This window comes from Mycobacterium sp., assembly GCF_032159765.1.
Taxonomy (GTDB): domain Bacteria; phylum Actinomycetota; class Actinomycetes; order Mycobacteriales; family Mycobacteriaceae; genus Mycobacterium.
Map to the genome: position 1 here is coordinate 1 of NZ_JAVHWM010000006.1, position 20,876 is coordinate 20,876.

Annotated in this window: 20 protein-coding genes and 4 pseudogenes; 11 read left to right on the plus strand and 13 right to left on the minus strand. The window is 65.8% G+C overall.

What is annotated here, in order from left to right; translation table 11 throughout:
• The 3 genes and pseudogenes from QOH60_RS00800 to QOH60_RS00810 all read right to left on the minus strand — a co-directional run.
• A pseudogene (locus QOH60_RS00800) lies at positions 1-712 on the minus strand (acyl-CoA dehydrogenase); the annotation flags it as partial.
• A complete protein-coding gene (locus QOH60_RS00805) occupies positions 709-1,857 on the minus strand; it encodes an acyl-CoA dehydrogenase family protein (protein WP_526416088.1) in 1,149 nt (382 codons plus the stop codon). The pseudogene QOH60_RS00800 and the gene QOH60_RS00805, both read right to left, overlap by 4 nt.
• Before the next feature lie 10 nt (positions 1,858-1,867).
• Positions 1,868-2,731: an SDR family oxidoreductase gene (locus tag QOH60_RS00810; RefSeq protein WP_526416090.1), complete on the minus strand. Its 864-nt coding sequence runs from the start codon at positions 2,729-2,731 to the stop codon at positions 1,868-1,870.
• 106 nt (positions 2,732-2,837) lie between these two features.
• Here QOH60_RS00810 and QOH60_RS00815 point away from each other — a divergent pair, with 106 nt between their 5' ends.
• The 3 genes from QOH60_RS00815 to QOH60_RS00825 all read left to right on the plus strand — a co-directional run bounded on the left by QOH60_RS00815 (position 2,838) and on the right by QOH60_RS00825 (position 6,112).
• The gene (locus QOH60_RS00815) at positions 2,838-4,058 is read left to right on the plus strand and encodes a Zn-ribbon domain-containing OB-fold protein (protein WP_526416092.1); all 1,221 of its coding nucleotides are present in this window, start codon (positions 2,838-2,840) and stop codon (positions 4,056-4,058) included.
• On the plus strand, positions 4,055-5,215 hold the full coding sequence (locus QOH60_RS00820; RefSeq protein WP_526416094.1) for a thiolase family protein: 1,161 nt from the start codon (positions 4,055-4,057) through the stop codon (positions 5,213-5,215). The genes QOH60_RS00815 and QOH60_RS00820 overlap by 4 nt, the downstream gene beginning before the upstream one ends.
• A gap of 90 nt (positions 5,216-5,305) precedes the next feature.
• Positions 5,306-6,112: an enoyl-CoA hydratase/isomerase family protein gene (locus QOH60_RS00825; RefSeq protein WP_526416096.1), complete on the plus strand. Its 807-nt coding sequence runs from the start codon at positions 5,306-5,308 to the stop codon at positions 6,110-6,112.
• A gap of 4 nt (positions 6,113-6,116) precedes the next feature.
• On the opposite strand, the gene QOH60_RS00830 is transcribed toward QOH60_RS00825, so the two are convergent.
• The 5 genes from QOH60_RS00830 to QOH60_RS00850 all read right to left on the minus strand — a co-directional run bounded on the left by QOH60_RS00830 (position 6,117) and on the right by QOH60_RS00850 (position 11,191).
• Positions 6,117-6,962 (minus strand): PaaI family thioesterase, encoded by an 846-nt coding sequence (locus QOH60_RS00830; protein ID WP_526416098.1) that lies wholly within the window; start codon positions 6,960-6,962, stop codon positions 6,117-6,119.
• Positions 6,959-7,699 carry a FadR/GntR family transcriptional regulator gene (locus tag QOH60_RS00835; protein WP_526416100.1) on the minus strand — a complete coding sequence of 247 codons (741 nt, stop codon included), beginning with the start codon at positions 7,697-7,699 and terminating at the stop codon, positions 6,959-6,961. The genes QOH60_RS00830 and QOH60_RS00835 overlap by 4 nt, the downstream gene beginning before the upstream one ends.
• Positions 7,700-7,810: 111 nt before the next feature.
• The gene (locus tag QOH60_RS00840; protein WP_526416102.1) at positions 7,811-8,953 is read right to left on the minus strand and encodes an acyl-CoA dehydrogenase family protein; all 1,143 of its coding nucleotides are present in this window, start codon (positions 8,951-8,953) and stop codon (positions 7,811-7,813) included.
• A gap of 10 nt (positions 8,954-8,963) precedes the next feature.
• Positions 8,964-9,929, minus strand: coding sequence for an acyl-CoA dehydrogenase family protein (locus QOH60_RS00845; protein WP_526416124.1), 966 nt, complete (start codon positions 9,927-9,929; stop codon positions 8,964-8,966).
• 23 nt (positions 9,930-9,952) lie between these two features.
• The gene (locus QOH60_RS00850) at positions 9,953-11,191 is read right to left on the minus strand and encodes an acyl-CoA dehydrogenase family protein (protein WP_526416104.1); all 1,239 of its coding nucleotides are present in this window, start codon (positions 11,189-11,191) and stop codon (positions 9,953-9,955) included.
• A gap of 116 nt (positions 11,192-11,307) precedes the next feature.
• On the opposite strand from QOH60_RS00850, the gene QOH60_RS00855 reads away from it, so the two are divergent.
• The 8 genes and pseudogenes from QOH60_RS00855 (at position 11,308) to QOH60_RS00890 (ending at position 16,993) form a co-directional block, all read left to right on the plus strand.
• Entirely contained in the window at positions 11,308-12,813 is a 1,506-nt protein-coding gene (locus QOH60_RS00855) for an aldehyde dehydrogenase family protein (RefSeq protein WP_526416106.1), read from the plus strand.
• The gene (locus QOH60_RS00860; protein WP_526416108.1) at positions 12,810-14,021 is read left to right on the plus strand and encodes a CaiB/BaiF CoA transferase family protein; all 1,212 of its coding nucleotides are present in this window, start codon (positions 12,810-12,812) and stop codon (positions 14,019-14,021) included. Before QOH60_RS00855 ends, QOH60_RS00860 begins: the two co-directional genes overlap by 4 nt.
• Positions 14,021-14,959: a VOC family protein gene (locus tag QOH60_RS00865; RefSeq protein ID WP_526416110.1), complete on the plus strand. Its 939-nt coding sequence runs from the start codon at positions 14,021-14,023 to the stop codon at positions 14,957-14,959. Before QOH60_RS00860 ends, QOH60_RS00865 begins: the two co-directional genes overlap by 1 nt.
• Positions 14,960-15,031: 72 nt before the next feature.
• Positions 15,032-15,274, plus strand: a complete 243-nt coding sequence (locus QOH60_RS00870; protein WP_526416112.1) for a hypothetical protein — start codon at positions 15,032-15,034, stop codon at positions 15,272-15,274.
• Positions 15,271-15,480: a DUF7156 family protein gene (locus QOH60_RS00875; protein ID WP_526416114.1), complete on the plus strand. Its 210-nt coding sequence runs from the start codon at positions 15,271-15,273 to the stop codon at positions 15,478-15,480. The genes QOH60_RS00870 and QOH60_RS00875 overlap by 4 nt, the downstream gene beginning before the upstream one ends.
• Before the next feature lie 44 nt (positions 15,481-15,524).
• Positions 15,525-16,301, plus strand: coding sequence for an SDR family NAD(P)-dependent oxidoreductase (locus QOH60_RS00880; protein WP_526416116.1), 777 nt, complete (start codon positions 15,525-15,527; stop codon positions 16,299-16,301).
• Between the two features lie 66 nt (positions 16,302-16,367).
• A pseudogene (locus QOH60_RS00885) lies at positions 16,368-16,520 on the plus strand (type II toxin-antitoxin system VapB family antitoxin); the annotation flags it as partial.
• Positions 16,521-16,617: 97 nt separating this feature from the next.
• Positions 16,618-16,993, plus strand: a pseudogene (locus QOH60_RS00890) (PIN domain-containing protein).
• A gap of 87 nt (positions 16,994-17,080) precedes the next feature.
• On the opposite strand, the pseudogene QOH60_RS00895 reads toward QOH60_RS00890, so the two are convergent.
• From QOH60_RS00895 to QOH60_RS00915, 5 genes and pseudogenes are all read right to left on the minus strand, one after another.
• Positions 17,081-17,881 (minus strand): annotated as a pseudogene (locus tag QOH60_RS00895) (SDR family NAD(P)-dependent oxidoreductase); the annotation flags it as partial.
• 7 nt (positions 17,882-17,888) lie between these two features.
• Positions 17,889-19,019: an acetyl-CoA hydrolase/transferase C-terminal domain-containing protein gene (locus tag QOH60_RS00900; RefSeq protein WP_526416126.1), complete on the minus strand. Its 1,131-nt coding sequence runs from the start codon at positions 19,017-19,019 to the stop codon at positions 17,889-17,891.
• 59 nt (positions 19,020-19,078) lie between these two features.
• Complete coding sequence (locus tag QOH60_RS00905) at positions 19,079-20,224, minus strand: acyl-CoA dehydrogenase family protein (protein ID WP_526416118.1); 1,146 nt, start codon at positions 20,222-20,224, stop codon at positions 19,079-19,081.
• 36 nt (positions 20,225-20,260) lie between these two features.
• The gene (locus QOH60_RS00910; RefSeq protein WP_526416120.1) at positions 20,261-20,521 is read right to left on the minus strand and encodes a hypothetical protein; all 261 of its coding nucleotides are present in this window, start codon (positions 20,519-20,521) and stop codon (positions 20,261-20,263) included.
• Positions 20,518-20,876 (minus strand): amidohydrolase family protein (locus tag QOH60_RS00915; RefSeq protein ID WP_526416122.1); only part of this gene is annotated, 359 nt, incomplete at its 5' end. The genes QOH60_RS00915 and QOH60_RS00910, both read right to left, overlap by 4 nt.

Consider the following 20,876-nt stretch of genomic DNA (forward strand, 5'->3'; position numbering starts at 1 on the left):
ACGCACTGAGTGGACGGCCGAACTGCACGCGCTGGCCGGTGTGTTCCACCGACAGCGCGGCGGCCGCGTCCAGGGCGCCGATGATCTGTACGCAGCGCGACCAGGCGCCCCGCTGCGCGAGCTCGAGACCCACTGACGGGTCCGCGACCTGCAACTGGTCGGCCGACACGTCGAATGCGATCGAATCGCGAGGTTCTCCGGCCAGGTTGTGGCTTTCGTGCAGGGTGCCGGACGACGGGTCGAGCACGCCGACCCGCAGTTCGTCGCGACCGCCAACGGCGAGCACCGTGGTGCACGACCGCGCCCACGGCACGGCCAGCGCGGTGCCGGCGACCCGTCCGCCCTCGGGCTCTGCGTCGGCGATCGCGACGGTCAACGGACCGCCGGGCAGCTCAATACCGACCTGCTGCCCGAGCCAGCCTGCGAGAGCGTCGGTTTCGGCCAACGGCACCGCGCCGGCATGGCGGGCGACACCGTAGAGCGCGATCGCCAGCTCGTGCGGTCCCGCGCCCATGCCCAGTGTGCTCGTCAGGCGCGCCAGCCCGGTGTCCTCGAGGTTGCGCCAGAGCTCTTCGTCGAACTGATCCGGCACCCGTCGGCGGCCCATCCCTGCGTCGTAGGAGCGCCGCCCGATGTCGTCCACCAACCCACGCAACTCGGCGTCGTCGTCCTGCGTGGTTGTAGCGAAGACGCCACCCGCGAGCGCGCTCAACGCAAGCCCATTCCGCGAGCAACCACGCCCCGCAGCACCTCGTTGGTGCCGCCGCGCAGGGTGAACATCGGCTTGTGCAGCCACGCGGTGGTGAGCATCGACTCCAGCTCGGGGTTCGGAGGTGCGCCCTCCAGCAGGTCGGCGATCATCTCGACAGACTCGGTCTCGAAGCGGGTGCCCAGGTCCTTCACCAGTGCCGCCAGATTCGCCGCATCGCCACCGCCGGTCAGCGTGCGGGCCACCGACAGCGACAGCTGCCGCAGCGAGATCAGCCGGGCCAGCAGGTCGCCGACGTCGGCGGCGGTCCGGTCGTCGGGCAAGCGTCCTGCGCCGAGCGCGCGGATCGCCGCAAAGAGCAGCGGCCCCGTGGACAGAATGCGTTCGGGCCCACTGCGCTCGAACGACAACTCGGACGTTACCTGGTGCCAGCCGTTGCCGATCTCCCCGAGCACGTCGGCGTCAGAGACGAAAACCGAATCCATGATCACTTCGTTGAAGTGGTGGGCGCCCGACATCAGCAAGATGGGTTCGATCCGGACACCCTCGGCGTCGCAGGGAACCAGGAATTGGCTGAAACCGGCGTGTCGGTGCTCCGGGTCCGCAGGACTGGTGCGGGCCAGCACCACCACCTGATGCGCGTAGTGCGCTCCGCTGGTCCACACCTTTGTGCCGGAGAGCAACCAGCCGCCGTCAGTCTTGGTGGCCTTGGTCGACACCGCCGCAAGATCGGAACCCGCGCCGTGCTCGCTCATCCCGATCGACGAATAGAGCTTGCCCGCAACGATCTTCGGCAGCAGGCGGTCGCGCTGCTCGTCTGATCCGTAGCTCAGCAGACTCGGCGCGACCTGACGGTCGGCGGTCCAGTGCGCGGCCACCGGCGCTCCCGCCGCGATCAGTTCCTCGGTCACGACGTAGCGGTGCAGGTGGCCCAGTTCGTGGCCGCCGTAGCGCTTGGGGATGGTCAGACCGAGGAACCCTGCTGCGCCCAGACGTGCGGAGAAGTCCTCGTCCCACTGACCAAGCCAGGCGTCGACCGCGGGCACCCAGCTGAACTCGGCGCGGTCGGACCGCAGAAAGTCCCGCACCGCCGAGCGGAGCTTGACCAACTCCGGCTCACGGGCGCTGAGCGCGTCGAAAGAACTCATCAGATGACTCCTAGGCGGACGGCAGTGGGGCCGACGGAAGGTAGAAGTTGGGCGCCAGATCGTCCTCGCGCGCAGCCAACCGGTACCCCGAGAAGTCGTCGACACCCTCCTCGCGAAGGATCTCCTCGTCGGTGTAGAAGTGACCGCTGCAGGACGCCGCCGAGCGGGTGACAAGCGCGTGCACCGCGTCGGCAATGATCTGCGGACTGCGGGCCTGCGCGAGTACGGCAGCTTCTCCCATCGCGACCATCATCCCGGTACTGGCCACCGTGGTGGCAGGCCACAGCGAGTTCACTGCAATCGGAATCTCGGCGAACTCGTCGGCCCAGCCCAGCGTCAGCAGGCTTTCTGCGTACTTACCCACAGTGTGGCCGACGTGTGCGCCTACCCACCTAGGCTCCAAGCTCAGCGGAGGAGAGACATTGACCACGTGCGCGTTGGCCGATCGGCGCAAATGCGGCAGCGCGGCCTGCACCACGGCGAACGGCCCCTCGACGTTGATCTCCAGCAATCGGCGCAAGCTCTTCGGCGGCAGGCTTGCGGTCGGCCGCAGATCAAGCGCGCCCGCATTGTTGATCACGACGTCGACGCCGCCGAACGACTCAGCGACAGTGTCGATGGCCGACGCCACCGCGGAAGCGTCGCGCACGTCGCAAGCGACCGGCAACGCATGCCCACCGGCCGCCCGCACGGCGTCGGCGGTCTCGTCCAGGGTGCCCGCGATCTTGGGGTTGGGTGTCACGGTCTTGGCCAGTAAGGCGACGGCAGCGCCGTCCGCTGCGGCCCGCACGGCGATGGCGGCCCCGATTCCTCGGCTCGCGCCGGTCACCACGACCACGCGATCCTTCAGAGTGCGAGGATCGGTATTACTCACTGTTCGCTGACCCCTCCACCGACACGCGGCCGTGCTCTCGAATGCTATAACTATATAGCGTATTAGTTGAGCGACGTAACGCGCCCACGAACCAAAGCGAGGCTCCATGACCGAGGTCGTCTCGATCGGCACCTACCTCCCGCCCTGGGCGGTGCGAGATCGGCGGGTAAAAGGCCCCGACGAGGATGCACTCACCATGGCGGTCGCCGCAGGGCGGGCAGCGGACCCCGACGCGACGGCGACGCGGGTCGTGCTCGTATCGCGCGACTTTCCGCTCTTGGAGGGCGGCAACGGCGCGGTGTTGCTGGCCGGACTGTCGCTGCCTGCCGACGTGGCGGTCAGTGAAGTGCTGGGTGGGGCGCCCGCGGTACTCGACCAGATTCTTGCCGCGGCCGAGGGAACCCTCGTGCTGGCCGCCGACGACTCCGCAACTATTGCCGCGGCTGGCGCGGTTTTGATCGGCGCTGAAGGCCTGAGCCTGGCGCCGATAGCCAGGCAGACCCGTAGCCTGCCTGTCACCACGCGAGGTGAGGACGGCAGGCGGCACAACTACGCCGACCCGCGCTTGCAGCGCGAAATCGGGGTCAAGTCGACCGTCGCCCGACTGGGCCTGCCCGAATCTGCGACGGTTGCGGCAGTCGTCGGGGCGAAGGCCAAGGAACTCGGTGGCGATATCAACGCCGTGGGTGCGATCGAAACCCCGATCTCGTCGGCGTCCGGAGTTATCCGGGCACTCGCCGATCTAGTCGAGAATGGTCAGGCCGCCGGTCTGCTGCTGGTCGTCGAGCAGTCCAGTGTGACGGCCGCCGAACTGACCGGAGTGCCGGTGGCGCCGACTATCAATCGGGACGAGGCGCCGGAGCGGGAGCTGCCCACATTCCGCACCGCCGACGGCAACGGCATCCCGATCTCCCTGCCCGCCTACGCCCGCGCGTTCGAACCGAAATTGCGCTGGGAGGCGGCGGTGTTCGAGGAACGACCCGGAATCGACACGGCGCCGCAATTCCCGCCGCGCGCCCGAGTCGACGATGACGGTGAATTGGTCACCGATTACCGGCTGGAACCGTTGCCGCGCACCGGAACCGTATACACCCACACCACTATTCGGATCCCGGTACCAGACCTGCCCAGCCCGTATTCGATCGCTGTCGTGCAGCTCGACGGCTGTCCCGTGCGGGTGCTGATGAAGGTCACCGGTGTACCAGCGGGCGAGGCCACCGTCGGTCAGGCTGGCTCGGTGGTCCTTCGCAAGATCGCCGACCGTGCAGGCATTCCCGACTACGGGTACGCGTTTTGGCCCACGAGTGCGGAAGGAGTGCAGGCATGAGGAACGTCGCAATGGTCGGGGCGGGGATGACTCCGTTCGCCGAGCATTTCGGCCTCAGCATCAAGGACCTGATCCCCATGGCATACGCCGACTGCGTCGCCAATGTCGATAAGGGCATCAAGAAATCGGAGATCGAGGCCGCCTGGTTCGGGGAGCTGTCCACCACCGACGGGTTCCCGTCGGGCATCCTGGCCGACACCCTCGACCTGATCGATATCCCGGTCACCCGCATCGAAAACGCCTGTGCCACCGGCAATGACTCGATCCGCAATGCCACCATTGCCATCGCTTCAGGACTCTACGACGTGGTATTGGTGGTCGGCGCCGACAAGGTCCGCGAGACGTCGTCGAACACCACGTTTTGGGACTGGGCAGCGATGACCCGGGACAACGCGTGGGACTATCCGCTGGGGCTGGTCGCGCCCGCGAACTTCGCCTTGCACGTCATTCGCTACCTGCACGAGTCGCCTGCGACCAAGGAACACATGGCGATGGTGGCGGTGAAGAATCACTTTCACGGGTTGAAGAACCCGAAAGCCCAACTGCGCTACGAGATCACCGTCGAGCAGGCGTTGGCGGCACCGATCGTGGTCGAGCCGTTCGGACTCTACGACTGCACTCCGCAAAGCGATGGCGCCGCCGCGGTGATCCTGGCCGCCGAGGACGTTGTGGACCGCTACACCGACCGGCCTGTCTGGGTGCGTGGTATGGGGTTGGGCATGGATCGCGTGATGCACCAGCACAAGGCCGACATGACGACCTTCCCGCCGACGGTGCGTGCGGCCAAAGCGGCGATGAAGATGGCCGGCTTGACCCCCCGCGATGTGGACGTCGCGGAGGTTCACGACTGTTTCACCGGGGTCGAACTGATCAGCTACGAGGATCTCGGCTTCGCCAACCGGTTCGAGGCCTACAAACTCGTCGAGGGTCGCGAGCACTACGTCGGGGGATCGATTCCCGTCAACCCGAGCGGAGGACTGAAGGCCAAGGGTCACCCGCCCGGTGCGACCGGTGTGGCACAGTGCTACGAATTGTTCAACCAGCTTCGCGGTGAGGCCGAGAATCAGGTCGACGGGGCGCGAGTCGCCTTGGCCCACAACATCGGCGGCCCGACCGCGGTCTCCGCTGTCACGATCCTCTCCAACGAAAAGAACTGACGGGACATCACATGACGACTTCCGAAGGCGATCGCAAGTGAGGATCGCAGCGAGGCACGAGCGAGGACCGGAGCGAGCGGGAGTCGAGAAATGAGCACCGAGATCGCCATTCTGGCAGGCTACGAGCAGTTCGCCCCCTGGCTGTTGGTGGAGAAGCGCGGCAACGTCCACGTCGTGAGCATCAACCGCCCTGAGGCATTCAACGCTGTCACCGAAGAGGTGCACCACGCGTTCGCCACCATCTGGAAGGTGCTGGATGCCGACGACGACGTGAAGGCAGTCGTGACTACCGGTGTGGGCAAAGCGTTCTCGGCCGGCGGTGACATGGTGATGTTCGGTCGTCTGATCGAGGACGAGGTAGCGCGCGCGTTCCAGATCCACGAAGCCCGCACGGTCTTCCTCGAGGTGATCAACTTCCCCAAGCCGCTGGTGTCCGCGGTCAATGGACCTGCGGTGGGACTCGGCTGCTCGATCGCCCTGTTGTCCGATCTGTTGGTGATGGGCGAGAGCAGCTACCTGGCCGACCCGCATGTCGCGGTCGGGCTGACCGCGGGTGACGGCGGCGCGGCGATGCTGCCGCTGCTGATCGGCATGATGAAAGCCAAAGAGTATGTCCTGTTGGGGGATCGGATCACCGCGCCGATCGCGGAGAAGCTGAACCTGGTCACCAAGGTGGTCAGTGACGACTCCGTGCTGGACGAGGCGCTGGCACTCGGTGAACGGTTCGCCGCCCTTCCGCCGCAGGCCTTGCGGTCGTCGAAGGTCGCGCTCAACATGCACCTGGCCCGCGCCGCGCAGGGCGTGCTGGAGTACGCGTTGGCCGAGGAGCTGACCTCGTTCTCCACACCGGAGTTCAAGGAGCGCGTGGCGGCCTTCCGGGCCCGCTCGAAGAAGTAGGCCGTCAGCGGTAGGCGGTTGCCCGCGCCGTGATCGCGACCTTGCCGTCGTCGCCGATCGCACGTGCGTCACCGATCCCGGTCCTTCGGCCCACCCGAAACGGTGTGCCGATGTATCGCGTGGTGGTGCCAGACATGAACGGCCGCAGGAAGTTCACCCGCAGGGACGCAGTCTGGAGGAGACCGGCCGACCGATCGTGGTTCATCGCCGCGGACGCGGTCAGTTCAAGACCGGCCGCCGCGGTGCCGCCGTGCACGATGCCGATGTCGTTGTCCAGATCGGGGTCGGCGAGCTGATCCAACACCACATCTCCGTCCTCGACCGCTCTGACCTGGACTGCCATCAGATTCGCCAGCGTGGGTTCGATTGCGTGTGTTGGGGTTTGGGCCGGCCGGTCGTTGGTGACGCCTTCAGCCGGAATGAACAACGAGCGGACTGTGCCCGTGCCGATGACGACCTCACCGCAGGAAAGCGTGCAGATCGCCAACGACGTGGTGGCGACGGGACCCACTGCGTGGGCGCGAGCGACGACGGGCGAAGCCGTCTCGGCGATCGCCTCGAAGCAGCCCGGGCCGGCGTCCACCGACAGCTCGCTCGATACCGTCCACTGATCGGCACGGCGGCGATAGTGGTTCACCATGCCGGCCGCGGAATCGACGAGAATGGCGAGCGGCGCAAAGGCGGGAGCGCCGGTGAACGGATTGCGTAACCCCGCCATCGGCATCGACATCACGATCGTCGCATCGGTGAGGCTTGCCGCGAGAAAATCGATTCCAAATCGAAGCTGGACCGGGTCGGGTGTCTCGATGTCGTGCTGGACTTCTCGCTCCCGCTCGTCGACCGCCGTCACTCGAGAAGATCTACGACAGTGGACAATTCGGCCCCCGTCAGGACGAACTCCTCCGCCTTCTGCAGATGCCGCTTCCACAGCTCGCCGGCCTTCTCGGCATCGCCCGCCTTGATCATGTCCAGCACCATCCGGTGGGTCTTGGCCGATCGGCGGACCGCCTGCTCGGCGCGTGCCCCCTTGGTGGGCTGCAACGAGCGGTTGGCCTTCTCGATGATGTGATGCAGCATGTCGCTGACGATCTGCAGCGTGCTGTTGCCGGACAACCGCGCGATCGCGGCGTGAAAGTCGGTGAGCTGATCGACGGCGTCGCTACCGGGATTCAGCTGCGACTCGCGTTCGACGATCTGCTCGAGTTCGGCGATCACCTTGGGATTGCGGTCCTTGGCCAACTGCTCGACCATCGGCACCTCGAGCGTCACCCTGGCGTCGTACACGTCCTTCACCCGGACGCCCTCGTACTCGAGGATCAGGCCGGCGTAGCGGGCCAGCGTCTCGCGCCGGGGGCGGGTGACGCGAGCGCCGCCGCGCACCCCGCGTTGGACCTGGATCAGGGATTCCGACTCAAGCACGCGGAACGCTTCCCGCAGCGTCGGGCGCGACACCCCGAAGCGCTCCATCAGCTCGGACTCCGGTGGCAGCATCGTGCCTTCGGTGATCTCGCCCCGGATGAACATCCGCCGCAGCACCGTGGCCACTCGATCGGCCATCTTCGGCTCCCGAAGACTGGTGACCTCCATTACAACCTCCACCGTTAGTGCAACGCGCGAATCAATTAGCTATTTGAGTCAGGTTAACCGAATCCCCGCCCAGAGCTGGGGATTGGCGACTGCCAGTGACCAACGTCATCCCTAGTACCCCATCGCCCGTCCCATGAGGTCCTTCATGATCTCGGTGGTGCCCGCATACAGCCGCTGCACCCGTGAGTCACGCCACAGCCGGGCTACCTCGTACTCGTTGATGTAGCCGTAGCCGCCGTGCAACTGCAGGCAGCGGTCGATGATCTCCCACTGGACCTCCGAAGTCCACCACTTAAGGCCTGCGGCGTCTTGATCGCTCAGCGTGCCGTCGTTGACCGAGAGCACGCACTGATCGAGATACGTCTGGGCAGCGTCGAGCTTGGTCTGCATCTCGGCCAGGAAATGCCGGTTCACCTGAAACTTGCCGATTGGCTGACCGAATGCAATCCGTTCCAGCGCATAGGCTTTAGTGAGGTCCAGTGCTCTGCGAGCGGCGGGCAGGGCATAACAGGCGACCCCAACGCGCTCGCTCGCCAGGTTGGAGACCAGATGGTAGAAGCCGCGGTTGAGTTCTCCGACGAGGTTCCCCTTCGGCACCTTCACGTCCTCGAAGAAGAGCTCGGCGGTGTCGGCGGAGTGCTGGCCGATCTTGTCGAGCTTGCGGCCGCGGGTGAACCCCTCCATGCCGTCCTCGATCATCAGCAGGCTGATGCCCTTGTGTCGCGCCGACGGGTCGGTCTTCACCGCGGTCAGCACCAGCTTGGACAGCAGCCCGTTGCTGATAAAGGTCTTCTGGCCGGTGACCACCCAGTGGTCACCTTCGTCGCGGGCGGTGGTTTTGATGCCCGCCAGGTCGGAGCCGGCCGCAGGTTCGGACATCGCGATCGAGCCGATGTACTCACCGCTGACGAACTTGGGTAGCCAGCGCTCCTTCTGTTCCTCGGTGGTGAGGTGGTTCATGTACGGCATCAGGATGTCGTTCTGCACGCCAAGGCCGATGCCGACCGATCCGGTCAGGAACATCTCCTCGGAGATGATCTGGTTGAACCGGAAGTCGTTGACCCCGAGGCCGCCGTACTGCTCGTCGAACTCCCAGCCGATCAGGCCGTGTTCGCCTGCGGCGAGCCACGCCTCGCGGCTCACTTCGCCGTCGCGTTCCCACTTCTCGACGTTCGGCACGCATTCGCGCTCGAAGAACTCCCGGGCGGTGGCCCGGAAGTCGTCGTGGATCTCCTCGAAGATGTTGCGGCGCATGTACTTCCTTCTATTCGGCCCAGGAAACGATGGCGGGCAGCGCGCGGCCAGGGGAGTAATCGTAAAAGAGGCGGTCTGCGAGCAGCGCCTCGAGTTGCTGGTAGGAGCCGCACAGCGAGTCGATCTGAAAACCGCGGGTCACATACCGGTGCAGGTCGTGCTCGATTGTCAGCCCGATCGCGCCGCACACCTGCATGGCCGCGTCGGAGACGGCCCGATGCGCTCGCCCCGCCGCAGCCTTGGCGAGCAAGGCTGACAGTTCCCCGCCATACCGCCACGATTCGTCCAGCAGGGCGCGCGCGCCTTCCAAACCCGCCGATGCATCAGCGAGTAAATGCCGTGGCGACTGGAATGAGCCGATGGGTGTACCGAATTGGATGCGGACCGTGACGTGCTCGACGGCGATGCGCAGCGCTTCGTCCGCCAGCGCGACGAGTTCGGTGGCCAGCGCCCGGTGCGCGCCGGCTATGGCGCGGCTCCACTCCGACGAAGCGTCCACCAGGTCACCGGTCACCGCGCCGCTTACCTGCGTCCAGTATGCAGACGGGTCGAAGGTGTCCAACCGCACGCCCTCGAGCCGGTCGGTGTCGACGATTCCAAGGGAGACGGAGCCCTCTGGACCCGCTACCGGGACCGCGAGGCGCCCTGCACTCGGCAGCGGCCCGAGCACAATTCCGGTGATGTGTTCAGCATCGGCACTGGGCGCGTAACCGCCTGCCAGGCTGGGCAATACGATGCCGTCGACCTGCCCGTCCACCAGCGGGGCCAGCTCGGCCAGCATAACCTTGTCGAGGCAGTCCGAATTGAGCAGCGCACGGCCCTGGGCGCGAAACAGCAACTCGCAAGCCTGAATTGGGTACTCGGCCTCGATGTCCGACCAACCGAGTTCTTCCAGCGGTGGCCCGATCGCGACGTGCTCGCCCGGATTCTTGGCCGCCGATTCGTCGAAGAGCCGGAAGACGGCTTCCTCGATCATCGGCCACGATTCGTCGGGCGCGCTCACTTGCGCTCCTTGGGGAGGCCCAGTAGATGGTCGGCGATGATGCCGCGCTGAACCTCGGCGCTACCTCCCATGATCGTCGCGGCCCGGGTGTACCACCATTTCGCGCGTGCCGCGTTGAGTTCCTTGGCGCCGTCGGATCCGGCTCCGGAGTTGGATGTCGCCGCCGGGGCGGCTCCGGCGATCATCCACTCGCGACGCACGTCGAGGATGAGGTCGTTGATGTCCTTTTCCGCTCTGGCGAACAGCAGCTTGTCGACGCTGCTCTCGGGGCCGACCATGCGGCCCTCAGCCAGCGCCCGCACCGTGGTCGCGCCGCGTGCCTGTGCGGCCACCACCGCCACGTAGATCCGTGCGAAACGCTCGCGGTTGGCAGCTGACGCGCCGTGGACGGCCATCGCGGCTCGCAATCGGCTCAGTTCGGTCAGGGCTGTGGTCGTTACCGCGTAGCCGTACATGCCGCGCTCGTACTGCATCAGGTACATCACCACGGCCCAGCCGCCGTCGGCGTCGCCGATCAGCCGTTCGTGCGGCACGCGGACGTCGTCGAAGAAGACCTCGGCCAGCTCGCGGCGACCGCTGGCCAGCGTGATCGGCCGGACGGTGACACCGGGGGCGTCGGCGTCGACGAGGAACGTGCTCAGACCGCGGTGACGGCTTTCGGGCGTGCCGGTGCGCGCCAGTACCAGAAACCGCGTGGCGGTCGGGCCCTGACTGGTCCAGATCTTCTGCCCGTTCAGAACGAAGCCACCGGTTCCGTCGTCCGTGGCCCGGCACCGTAGCCCGGCCAGGTCGCTGCCTGCCTCCGGCTCAGAAAAACACTGCCCCCACCACTCGGCGCCGCGCAGGTAGTTCGGCAGGTACTCGGCGGCCAGCTCAGGCGCGTACTTGAAAAGCGCCGGGCCGAGCACCTCAAGCGTCCAGTGCTGCTCCGGAACGGGCAGCATCGCCGCAGCCAACTCCTCGAAGTAGACCGCGCGATGGATCTCGGTGCCTCCGAAACCGCCGGCCGCCTCAGGCCAGCCGTACCGGTTCCATCCGGCTTCGTGGACGCGGGACAGGATCGTGGCGTGATAGGCGAGTTCGTCTTCGGCATTGTCGAAGTGCACAGAACGCCACTCGTCGGCCCAGTCCAACTCGCGTAGCCATTGCCTGAAGTCCTCGCGGTACACCGCGATGTGCGCGACATACTCGTCTTGTCGGTGGCCGGCTACAGCGCTGTCGACTGGGGCGGACAAGCCGTTCCCCCCTCTGTTGAAGCCCCGGACTCGCCCCGCGCGACCGAATCCGCTAAACAGTTATCTATAATTGAGTACAATAGCTCACGCCCACGCCTATGTGAGAGGGACTGCCAATGACGGCTTCACCCATCGCCGCCGCCACCGTTAGCTTCAACCCCGAAACCCGACTGTTCATCGACGGCCAATTGCGGGAATCGTCAACCGGACGGACCGTCGACAACATCAACCCGGCCAATGAAGAGGTGCTCGGCGTCGCCACCGATGCCAGTGCCCTGGACATGGACGAGGCCATCGAGGCCGCCCGGCGCGCTTTCGACACGACCGACTGGTCGACCAATCACGACTTCCGTCAGCACTGCCTGATGCAGTTGCACGACGCGCTTCAGGAGGAAAAGGAAGACATCCGCGCAGAGCTGATCGCCGAGGTCGGCGCGACCGTGGGGATGACCTACATAGCGCAGCTCGAGTGGCCGCTGGCCGATGCCATCCGGTACCCCGCCGCGCTGATCTCGACCTTCCAGTGGGAGCGCATGCTGGACCAGGACGCCAAGATGGGTGTGCCCTACAACCGCGTCGTGGTCAAGGAGCCGATGGGTGTGGTCGGCGCGATCACTCCGTGGAACTTCCCCTTCGAGATCATTAGCAACAAGGTGGGCCAGATTCTGGCCACCGGCAACACGATGGTGCTCAAGCCGGCCATCGAAACGCCGTGGAGCGCGCTACGGTGGGGCCGGATCATCGCCGAGAAGACCGACATCCCCGCCGGTGTCGTCAACATCGTCCCTGCATCGGACAACGACATCGCTCAGGTGCTCGCCACCGATCCGCGGATCGACATGGTCTCGTTCACCGGTTCGACAGCGGTCGGCAAGCTGATCCAGCGCCTGTCCGGGGACACCATGAAGCGCAACATGCTCGAACTCGGCGGCAAGTCGGCCTACCTCCTGCTCGACGACGCCGACATGGAGCAGGCACTGCCCGGCTGTATCGGCGCGCTGATGCACTCCGGTCAGGGTTGTGCGCTGGCGACCCGGATGTTGGTGCCGCGCTCGCATTGCGACCAGGCTGTCGAAGTTGCGTCGGCGACGTTCGGCGCCCTGACCGTGGGTGACCCGGCCGACCCGAGTACGTTCTGCGGCCCGCTGGTTTCGGCGAAGCAGCGGGAGCGGGTGTTGAGCTACATCGAGAAAGCGAAGGCCGACGGCGGCCGGATCACGGCAGGCGGCGGCGTGCCCGACGGCCTGGAGCGCGGCTACTTCGTCGCCCCGACGGTCGTCGCCGACGTCGCCCCGGATCACACGATCTTCCAGGAGGAAGTCTTCGGTCCGGTCCTGTCCATCACCCCCTACGACGGCGGTGACGACGGTGCCGTCGAGATGGCGAACAACTCGACCTACGGTCTGGCCGGCGGGATCATGGGATCCAATGAGCGGGCGATGGCGGTGGCCCGCCGCATCCGCACCGGTTCGCTGATGATCAACAGCGGCATGTACTACGGCGCCGACGCGCCGTTCGGTGGCTACAAGATGAGCGGTATCGGTCGCCAGAACGGCATCGAGGGCTTCGAGCAGCACCTGCAGACCAAGACAATCGGCTACCCCCTGGAGGCGGCACAGTGAGCGACATTCTCAGTGGAATCCGCGTCGTCGAAATCGCGGCGTGGACGTTCGTGCCTGCCGCCGGTGCCGTGCTGGCCGACTGGGGCGCCGACGTCATCAAGATCGAGCATCCCGAGACCGGTGATCCGCAGCGTGGTCTGATCAGCTCGGGCATCGTCTCCGGTGCCGGCGACGTCAATCACTTTGTCGAGCAACCGAACCGGGGTAAGCGCAGCGTCGCCATCGATACCAGCACGCCCGACGGACTCGAGCTGCTGATGAAGATCGTCGAGACCGCGGATGTCTTCCTGACCAATCTGCTTCCCGACTCCCGCGAACGAATGGGTATCGACCTCGAGCAGATCCGGGCCCGCAACCCCAAGATCATCTATGCCCGCGGCCACGGTTACGGCACCAAGGGTCCACTGGCCGCCCAGGGCGGCTTCGATCTAGCGGCCTACTGGGCACGCGGCGGTATCGGAGACGCCTACTCCCTCGGCGACGGCTCGTATCCGCCGATTCAGCGGCCCGCCTTCGGAGATGTCTACGGCGGGTTGTCCATCGCCGCCGGTATCGCCGGAGCGCTCCTGAAGCGAGAGCGGACCGGAGAGCCGTCCGTCGTCGACGTGTCGCTGCTGAACGCCGCGATCTGGCAGCTGGGCCCCGACATCGTCGGCGCGGGCATCACTGGACAGGACATCCCGAAGTTCAACCTTGCGGAGATGCCCAACCCGGTCGCCAGCATCTACAAGACCAAGGACGGTCGATTCGTCGCCTTTGTGCTGTTGCAGGCTGACCGGTTCTGGTCGGATTTCTGTACCCGGCTCGGCCGGACCGACCTCATTGACGACGAGCGCTACGCCAACGCGATGGTGAGATTCGGCAACCGGGTCGAGTGCATCGCCGAACTGCGTAGGACATTCCAATCCGAGGATCTCTCCCACTGGGAGAAGGCCTTTGCCGGCTTCGAGGGGGTGTGGGACATCATGCACACCGCGCACGAGGTACACAGCGACGAGCAGGCCGTGATCAACGGATACCTACCGCGTGCAACCAACCCGGATGGCATCGAATTTGCTTTGGCGGCGAGTCCCGTTCAGTTCGACGAAACACCGCTGGATCTGGAGCGGGCGCCCGAGCACGGTGAGCACACCGACACGGTGCTCGCCGAACTCGGCTTCAGCGAGGACGAAATCATCCAGTTCAAGATTGACTCGGTCGTTCTGTAGTGCATGCGGAGAATCTCGCTCGGCGCTTCCTGCACGTCAACCTCAACTGCGCGTCGTTGGACGCCACCGAAGACTTCTACGCGGGCCGGCTCGGGCTCTCGGCCAGGATGCGAACTGATCCGGTTATTGCCACAAACGGGAGTATCCTCGGTCTCGATGGCGAAACCTATTGTGAGACAGCGTTTCTCTACGACTCACGGGGAGGACGCGGGGGCTGCGCGCTGGAGGCCATCGAATATCACCGCCCGGCCCTGAAGCGTGACACGAGCAGCGATCCCACTCGCCCGGGCATCCGGTCGACTCTCATGACGGTGCCCGACGTTGCCGGCGCAGCCGACAAGCTGCGTGAAACAGGGTTCGCCGTAGGTGAACCCGTCGACGGCCTGATTTCCGGGGACAAGTCGGTGCTCGTGAGCGACCCCGACGGCACCGTGGTCGAGATTGCCGAAGCTCCGAGTGAAAAGCCCGGCGCCCATTTTGCTGGAATCCGCATTGCTGCAATCGATTCGGTGGCGACAGGGGAGTTTCTCACCACGATCGGCTTCATCGAGGTGGAGGCGCCCACACCCGCCAACGTCGCCGCCGAGCAACTCGCCCCGGGCGGATCGCCAGATCCGGTCGAATTCGTGGTGTCGCGGTACGCGCTCGCAGAGGATGGTCATCAGTTCAGCGTCGTCGTCGCGACGCACCCGGACACCCGCGGCCTGCAACCGGTGCCTTGGGGTGGCAATCAGCAGGGGCTCTACCGCTGCGCGCTTCGGGTAGAGAACCTGCAGGACGCGCTGAAGAACCTGCCCGATTCGGTTGAGCGCATGGGGGATCCGGTGTGGTGCCCGTTGCCGGGCACGAAGATCGAGGGGTTGCACATCGCGTTCCTACGCTCCCCGGATGGTGTGGTGTTCGAGTTCGTCGAGCGGCCGCTCAAGTTCTTCGCCTGACACAGGAAGAGGCGCATTGTTCTTCGCGGCACAGCAGCTGGTTCCCCCCGCCACGCTCCACCCGGGCGGAGTGTGGGTCTTCAACTGGGTGATACCGATCGTCGCCAGCCTGGTCCTGGTCCTGGCCACGGCCGACGTCATCCGCAGGCGCAGGCTCACCTCAACTACGAAGTCACCATTCCCCGTTGGGGATTCGAGTTGATGCGGCTGGGAGCCTGGTTCGTCGTCTTCCAGGTCACGTTCTTCGTGTTCCTCGTCGTCCCGCTGGTGGTCATACGCGCGATGACCGGCTCAGACAGCCCCTACATCCCGTGACCAGAGAGGACGCCGAAGACATGGACGATTCCAATCGGTACAAGCGCGCCAGGATGAAGGACATGCCCGCGGAGTTCTACCTGCCGCCGCAGAGCAACGCCGCGCTGTGGCAGGAGACGCGGAGACTTGTCGCAGGCTGCGTGGCCTTCCTGGTGGTGCTCGGCATCATCGTGGCACTGACGCAGGCTATCGTCGTCAAGCTCTGATGTGGTCGTCCCAACCGAAAGGCGGGTAAACCGTGGATCTTCGGGTGCGCGACAAAGGATATGTCGTCGTCGGCGGAACGGCAGGCATGGGACTGGCGGCGGCGTTGACCCTCGCGCGCGAGGGTGCTGCCGTCGTAGTGGTCGGACGAGATGCCGAGCGGGCCAAGGGCGCTGCGGCCGAGATCGCCGAAGCGGGCGCCGCGTCGGCACACGGGCTGGCCTTCGACGTGAGTCAGCCGGGGATGGCGGTCACCGCCGTTGACGAGGCCGCCCGGATCCTGGGCCGGCTGGACGGCATCGCGATCACCATGGGCACCGCGGGGATGATGCCGATTGACTCCGACGACGACGCCTGGGACACGGCGTTCCACGACGTGCTGCTGGCGACCACTCGCAGTGTTCAGGCGGCGCTGCCGCACCTAGAGCTCACCCGGGGCGCGATCGTGACGACGGCCGCGTACTCCGCGCGGTCACCGCACGAACCGCGACTGCCCTACGCCAGCCTCAAGGCTGCCGTCGCCACGTTCACCCGTGGCATCGCACGCACGCATGGCAAGTCGGGCATCCGTGCCAACAGCGTCGCTCCGGGTGCGGTGGAGACCGATGTGTTGCATGCCCTCCGCGGATACGTCGCCGAGAGCAAGGGCTACGCGTACGAGGAGGCATTGGAGCGGGCATTAGTGGAGGACTTCGGGTTCGACGCCGCTCTCGGACGCCCCGGTCAGCCGGAGGAAATCGGCGCGCTGATCGCGTTTCTGCTGTCGGACGTCTGCGCGTTCGTCACCGGACAGACGATCTTCGCCGACGGGGGCGCGCCGTAGCCACGCGGTCGGGTGTGTGTAGGCAATGTATGCTTGTGCCATACATCACCAACATTTGGAGCGGACATGGCGGTGACACAGATCGACCTCGACGACGAAGCGCTAACCGAGGTGATGCGGATCGCCGGAGTGCACACCAAGAAGGACGCCGTGAACCTCGCGATGCGCGATTACGTCGAGCGATTCCGGCGCATCGAGGCGCTGGCACGGTCCCGCGAACACGCGAAGGGTTGGGACTACGAGGGCTGGCTCGCCGCGCGTGCCGACGAAAAGGCCGTCGGGAGTTGATCTTCTTCCTGGTGGATTCTTCTGCGGTTTGGCGCCTGCAACGACAACCGGAACTCACCGAGGCGTGGAATTCCTCGCTTGTCAATGGGGGCGTCGGTTCGTGCGAGCCACAGCGAGCCGAGTTCCGTCGATCGGCCCGGACTGCGGCCGAATTCGATGAGATGAACCAGACGTTTCGTGACGTCTACCCCGATGTGCCTGTGCCGAAATCGGTGTGGCGGTGGATCGATTCGGCACAGCACCGGCTCGCGGGGGCGGGTGCGGTGCGCGCCCTGTCGATCGTCGATCTCCTCATCTGCGGCACCGCGGCGGCGAGGGGCCTGGTAGTACTCCATGACGACGCAGACTACGAACTCGCGGAGCGCCACCTTCCCGACGTCCGAGCGCGCCGCGTCCTCAGCTGACTTTCTCTCGCGAACAGACGCAAAAGTGCCCATTCGCGCGGCGTGTCGGGGACATATGCGTCTGCTCGCGGCACGAGGTTAGGGAGGTTAGGTCGTGGGTAGCGGCCCGGCCAGGCCGCGAGGCGAGGTGCCGTACAGCCAGCTGACTGCCTGACCGACCTCCGAAAATTCCAGAGAGGCACCGTCTTTGGCGTGATAGGCGCCAGGCAGCTCAGTGAAACCTTCGATGCGGGTCAGCTTGTCGCCGTTGATGCGCAGGATCTGGCCGGTCAGCCAGGACGACTGCGCGGATTGCAGCCAGGCCACCACGGCGGAGCTGCGGGCCGGATCCAGCGCAGGATCGTCGGCGCGGGCGCCGAAGACATCGGCGGTCATCCGCGACATCGCCAGAGGTGAGATCGCATTGACCGCAACGCCGTAACGCGCGGCCTCCATCGCCGTGACGAACGTCAGGTTGGCGATTGCGGCCTTCGCCGCGCCGTAAGCGCTCTGCCCGACGTTGCCCCACAGGCCGGCGCCGGAGACCGTGTTGACGATATGCGCGTCAATCGGGTTGCCTGCCTTGAACTGTGCTCGCCAGTACTCGCAGGCATGCCGAGTGACGGCAAAGGTGCCCTTGAGATGCACGGCGATGACCGCGTCCCAATCTGCCTCGCTGGAGACTGCGACCATCGAATCGCGCAGAATGCCTGCGTTGTTCACCACACCGGTAAGCGACCCGAACGTGTCCACGGCGGTGGAGATCATGTCGGCTACGTCGTCCCATGCCGACACCGAGCCGGTGTGTGCGACGGTCTTGCCGCCTTCGGCTTCGATCTCGGCGACGACGTCGGCCGCGGGACCGGCTCCGTCGCCGCCGGATCCGTCGCGGCCGAAGCCAGGGTCGTTATCTCCTTCAATCTGAGAACAATTCGGTGATCAGGTGCCGGCGTTGCGACCAGTCGGCACCGCGCAGGTCGGCGTGGCCTGACTCGGTGACGATCACGTCGACGTCGTGGGCGGGGGTGGAGGCCGGGCGGCTCAGCAGCTCAACCAGGGGTGAGCGGCCATTGGTCGAGAACGGCACGGCGATGATGGACAACCCACCGCGGCTCATCGCGCCGGCAGCGCAGTAGTCGGGGTGCCCCCCGATCCCGCCGACCACCTTGTCGCCGACGCCCTCGACGTTGATCTGACCGTACGGGTCGATCTCGATCGCTGTGTTGACTGCGATGAACGGCGCGCCGTGGGCGAGCCGCGAAAGGTCGTGGGTGTATTCGATACCGCGCAGGATGGGCTTGCCGTCCGCCCAGTCGTAGAGGACGTCGCCGCCCATCAGATACGTCGCCGACGGCGTAGCGGCCAACAATCTGCGCCGCTCGAGGTCGACGACGGCATCGGTGAGCATTCCCGTGTCGATCTGCAGCGGCACCCTTGTGCGGTTCAGCAGCGCGGTACCCAGCTGGCCCGGCCCGTATTGCAGCCTGGCCCCGTCCGGCACGAACCGCAGCACGGCGTCGGCGAGTGCGTCGTGCATCGCCTCGGGAGCTTTGGGTGGCAGCCGCATCGGACCGTCGGCGCAGTGCCCGACCACCGTGACCTGAGCGGAATCCAGCGCAGGCACAGCGCTGGCCATCGGCGCCGTGCTGTCCACGATCGCCAGCACGGGTATTCCGGCCTGCACGAGTTCACGCTGCCAGGACACTTCGGTCGCGAAATGGTGTTGGCCGTTGCGTTCGACGAGCCGGGTGATCAACAGGTCGGGCCGCAGCGCCCCGGCGAGCAACGCGCCGATGGCCGAGAGTCGAGTTGGTATGAAACGTGCTGTCGGCGTGCGTAATACGTCGCGAACACCCCAGCCCGGCATCAGGGCGGCCACATCGCCGAACGCATCGGCCTCCAGGCCGTCTACTGGGGCTGGAAGCCAGCCGAGCACCAACCGCACTGAACCGACCTCGCGGGCCGCCGTGCTCAGCGCCGCGCCGACGGGTGTGCCGTCGTCGAGGCAACGCAGCGCACCTACGCCGTCGCCAAGGGCCACCGTCATCGCTGGCCGAAGCGCGGCACGCAGTGCGCCGGTCAGGGCGGAAGAGCTCAAATCCGTTGTCACCGCGGCTCTTTGGGGAGCCCCAGTACACGTTCACCGAGGATGTTGCGCTGAATCTCGCTGGTGCCACCCAGAATGGTCTGCGCACGGCCGACCAGCATGTGATGCACGAGATCGTCATCCGCCGGGTCGATGCACGCGTCGGTGCCCAGCACCTCGGTGGCCATGTCACCAAGATCCTGATCTGTCTCCGACGTCATCAGCTTGAGCACGGAGAAGGCCGACGACGTGAGGTCGCCGGAGTCGATGGCGCGCTGCCATGTGTACCGCAGCAGCCACATTCGAGCCCACAATTTGGTCATCGACCGCGACAGCACCGGGTCCAGCAGATCGCGGTCGCGGGCGGCCTCGACCATGCGTTCGTGTATCCGGAACATCGACACCGCCTGAGAGCCCAACGTCAATCGTTCTCGGCCCAACGTCACGATCGCCACCGACCAGCCCTGCCCGACCTCACCGATCAGATGGTCGTCGTCGAGTTCGGCGCCGTCGAAGAAGACCTCATTGAATTTGCTCTCGCCGTCCATCTGGGTCAGCGGGCGTACCGTGACCCCAGGAATGCCCATAGGCACCACGAACATCGACAGGTCGCAGTGCTTGTCCGGACCGGTTCGCGCGAGCAGCAGACCGTAGTCGGCCGATGCCGCCGCCGAACTCCACACCTTCTGGCCGTCGATCCGCCAGCCTGTAGGTGTGCGTTCGGCGCGGGTGCGCACGCTCGCCAGGTCGGAACCCGCGCCGGGCTCGGAGAACAGCTGGCACCAGACGTCGTCGCCCGTCCTGATCGGCTCGAGGTAGCGCTGCTGCTGCTCTGGGGTGCCGAACTTGATGATCACCGGACCCACCAGGTCGGCGCCGGTGATGTTCAGCTGACGGGGCACGCCGGCGCGGGCGCACTCCTCGGCAAAGGCGGCCTGATACGCGACCGAGGCTGCGGCGCCGCCGAATTCGCGCGGCCAGTGCAAGCAGGTGTAGCCGTGATCGGCAAGATAGCGATGCCACTGCCTGCCCGGCGCAACGTCTTCGGCGGTGGGCGTGGGCCCGTAATTCCGCAATCCGGCAGGCTTGGGGGCGTTGTCCAGAAACGAGCGGATCTCCGCACGCAGCGCATCGACGTCCTCTACGACATCAGGGGAAGCCGACACCGTTACTCCTACTCCTTGGCCTCGAACGGGTCGGAATCACTTGCCGTCGAGATAGTCGTTGTACTCGTCGCGGATCGACTCCATCGCATTGAGTCGACGGGCCAGCAGGGTGAGCTCAGCCTCGCGCTGCGCCGCGTCGCCGGTGCCGGCCTTGACTTCGTCGAATCGGGCTCTGGTGCGCCCGATCTCCCCGACAAGACGCTCGCGCGCCTCATCCTTGGTGAGGAGATCCTGGTCGGTCCAGTCCGATTGAGGAAGCTGCTCGATCCGGTCCACGTCGTCTCGGTCTCCGGTCACGCCGCCCGCGGAAAGTTGTAGAACTCACGCGCATTCAGCTCGACCATCCGATGGACCTCGTCGTCGGGCACCTTCTCCAACGCCTGCGCGGCGCGTTCGCGGCTCTGCGGCCAGAACGAATCGGAGTGCGGGTAATCGCACTCCCACGTGATCCGGTCGACGCCGATGTAGTGGCGGACGTCCACGCCGAAGTTGTCTTCGATGAAGCAGCCGTGGATGTGCTTCTTGAACAGGTAGCTCGGCGGGTGATCCTGGTTGATGTTGTTGTAGAAGCGGTGCTTTCGCCACACGCTGTCGCAGCGCTCCAGGATGTAGGGGATCCAGCCGATGCCGCCCTCGGACAGGCCGATCTTCA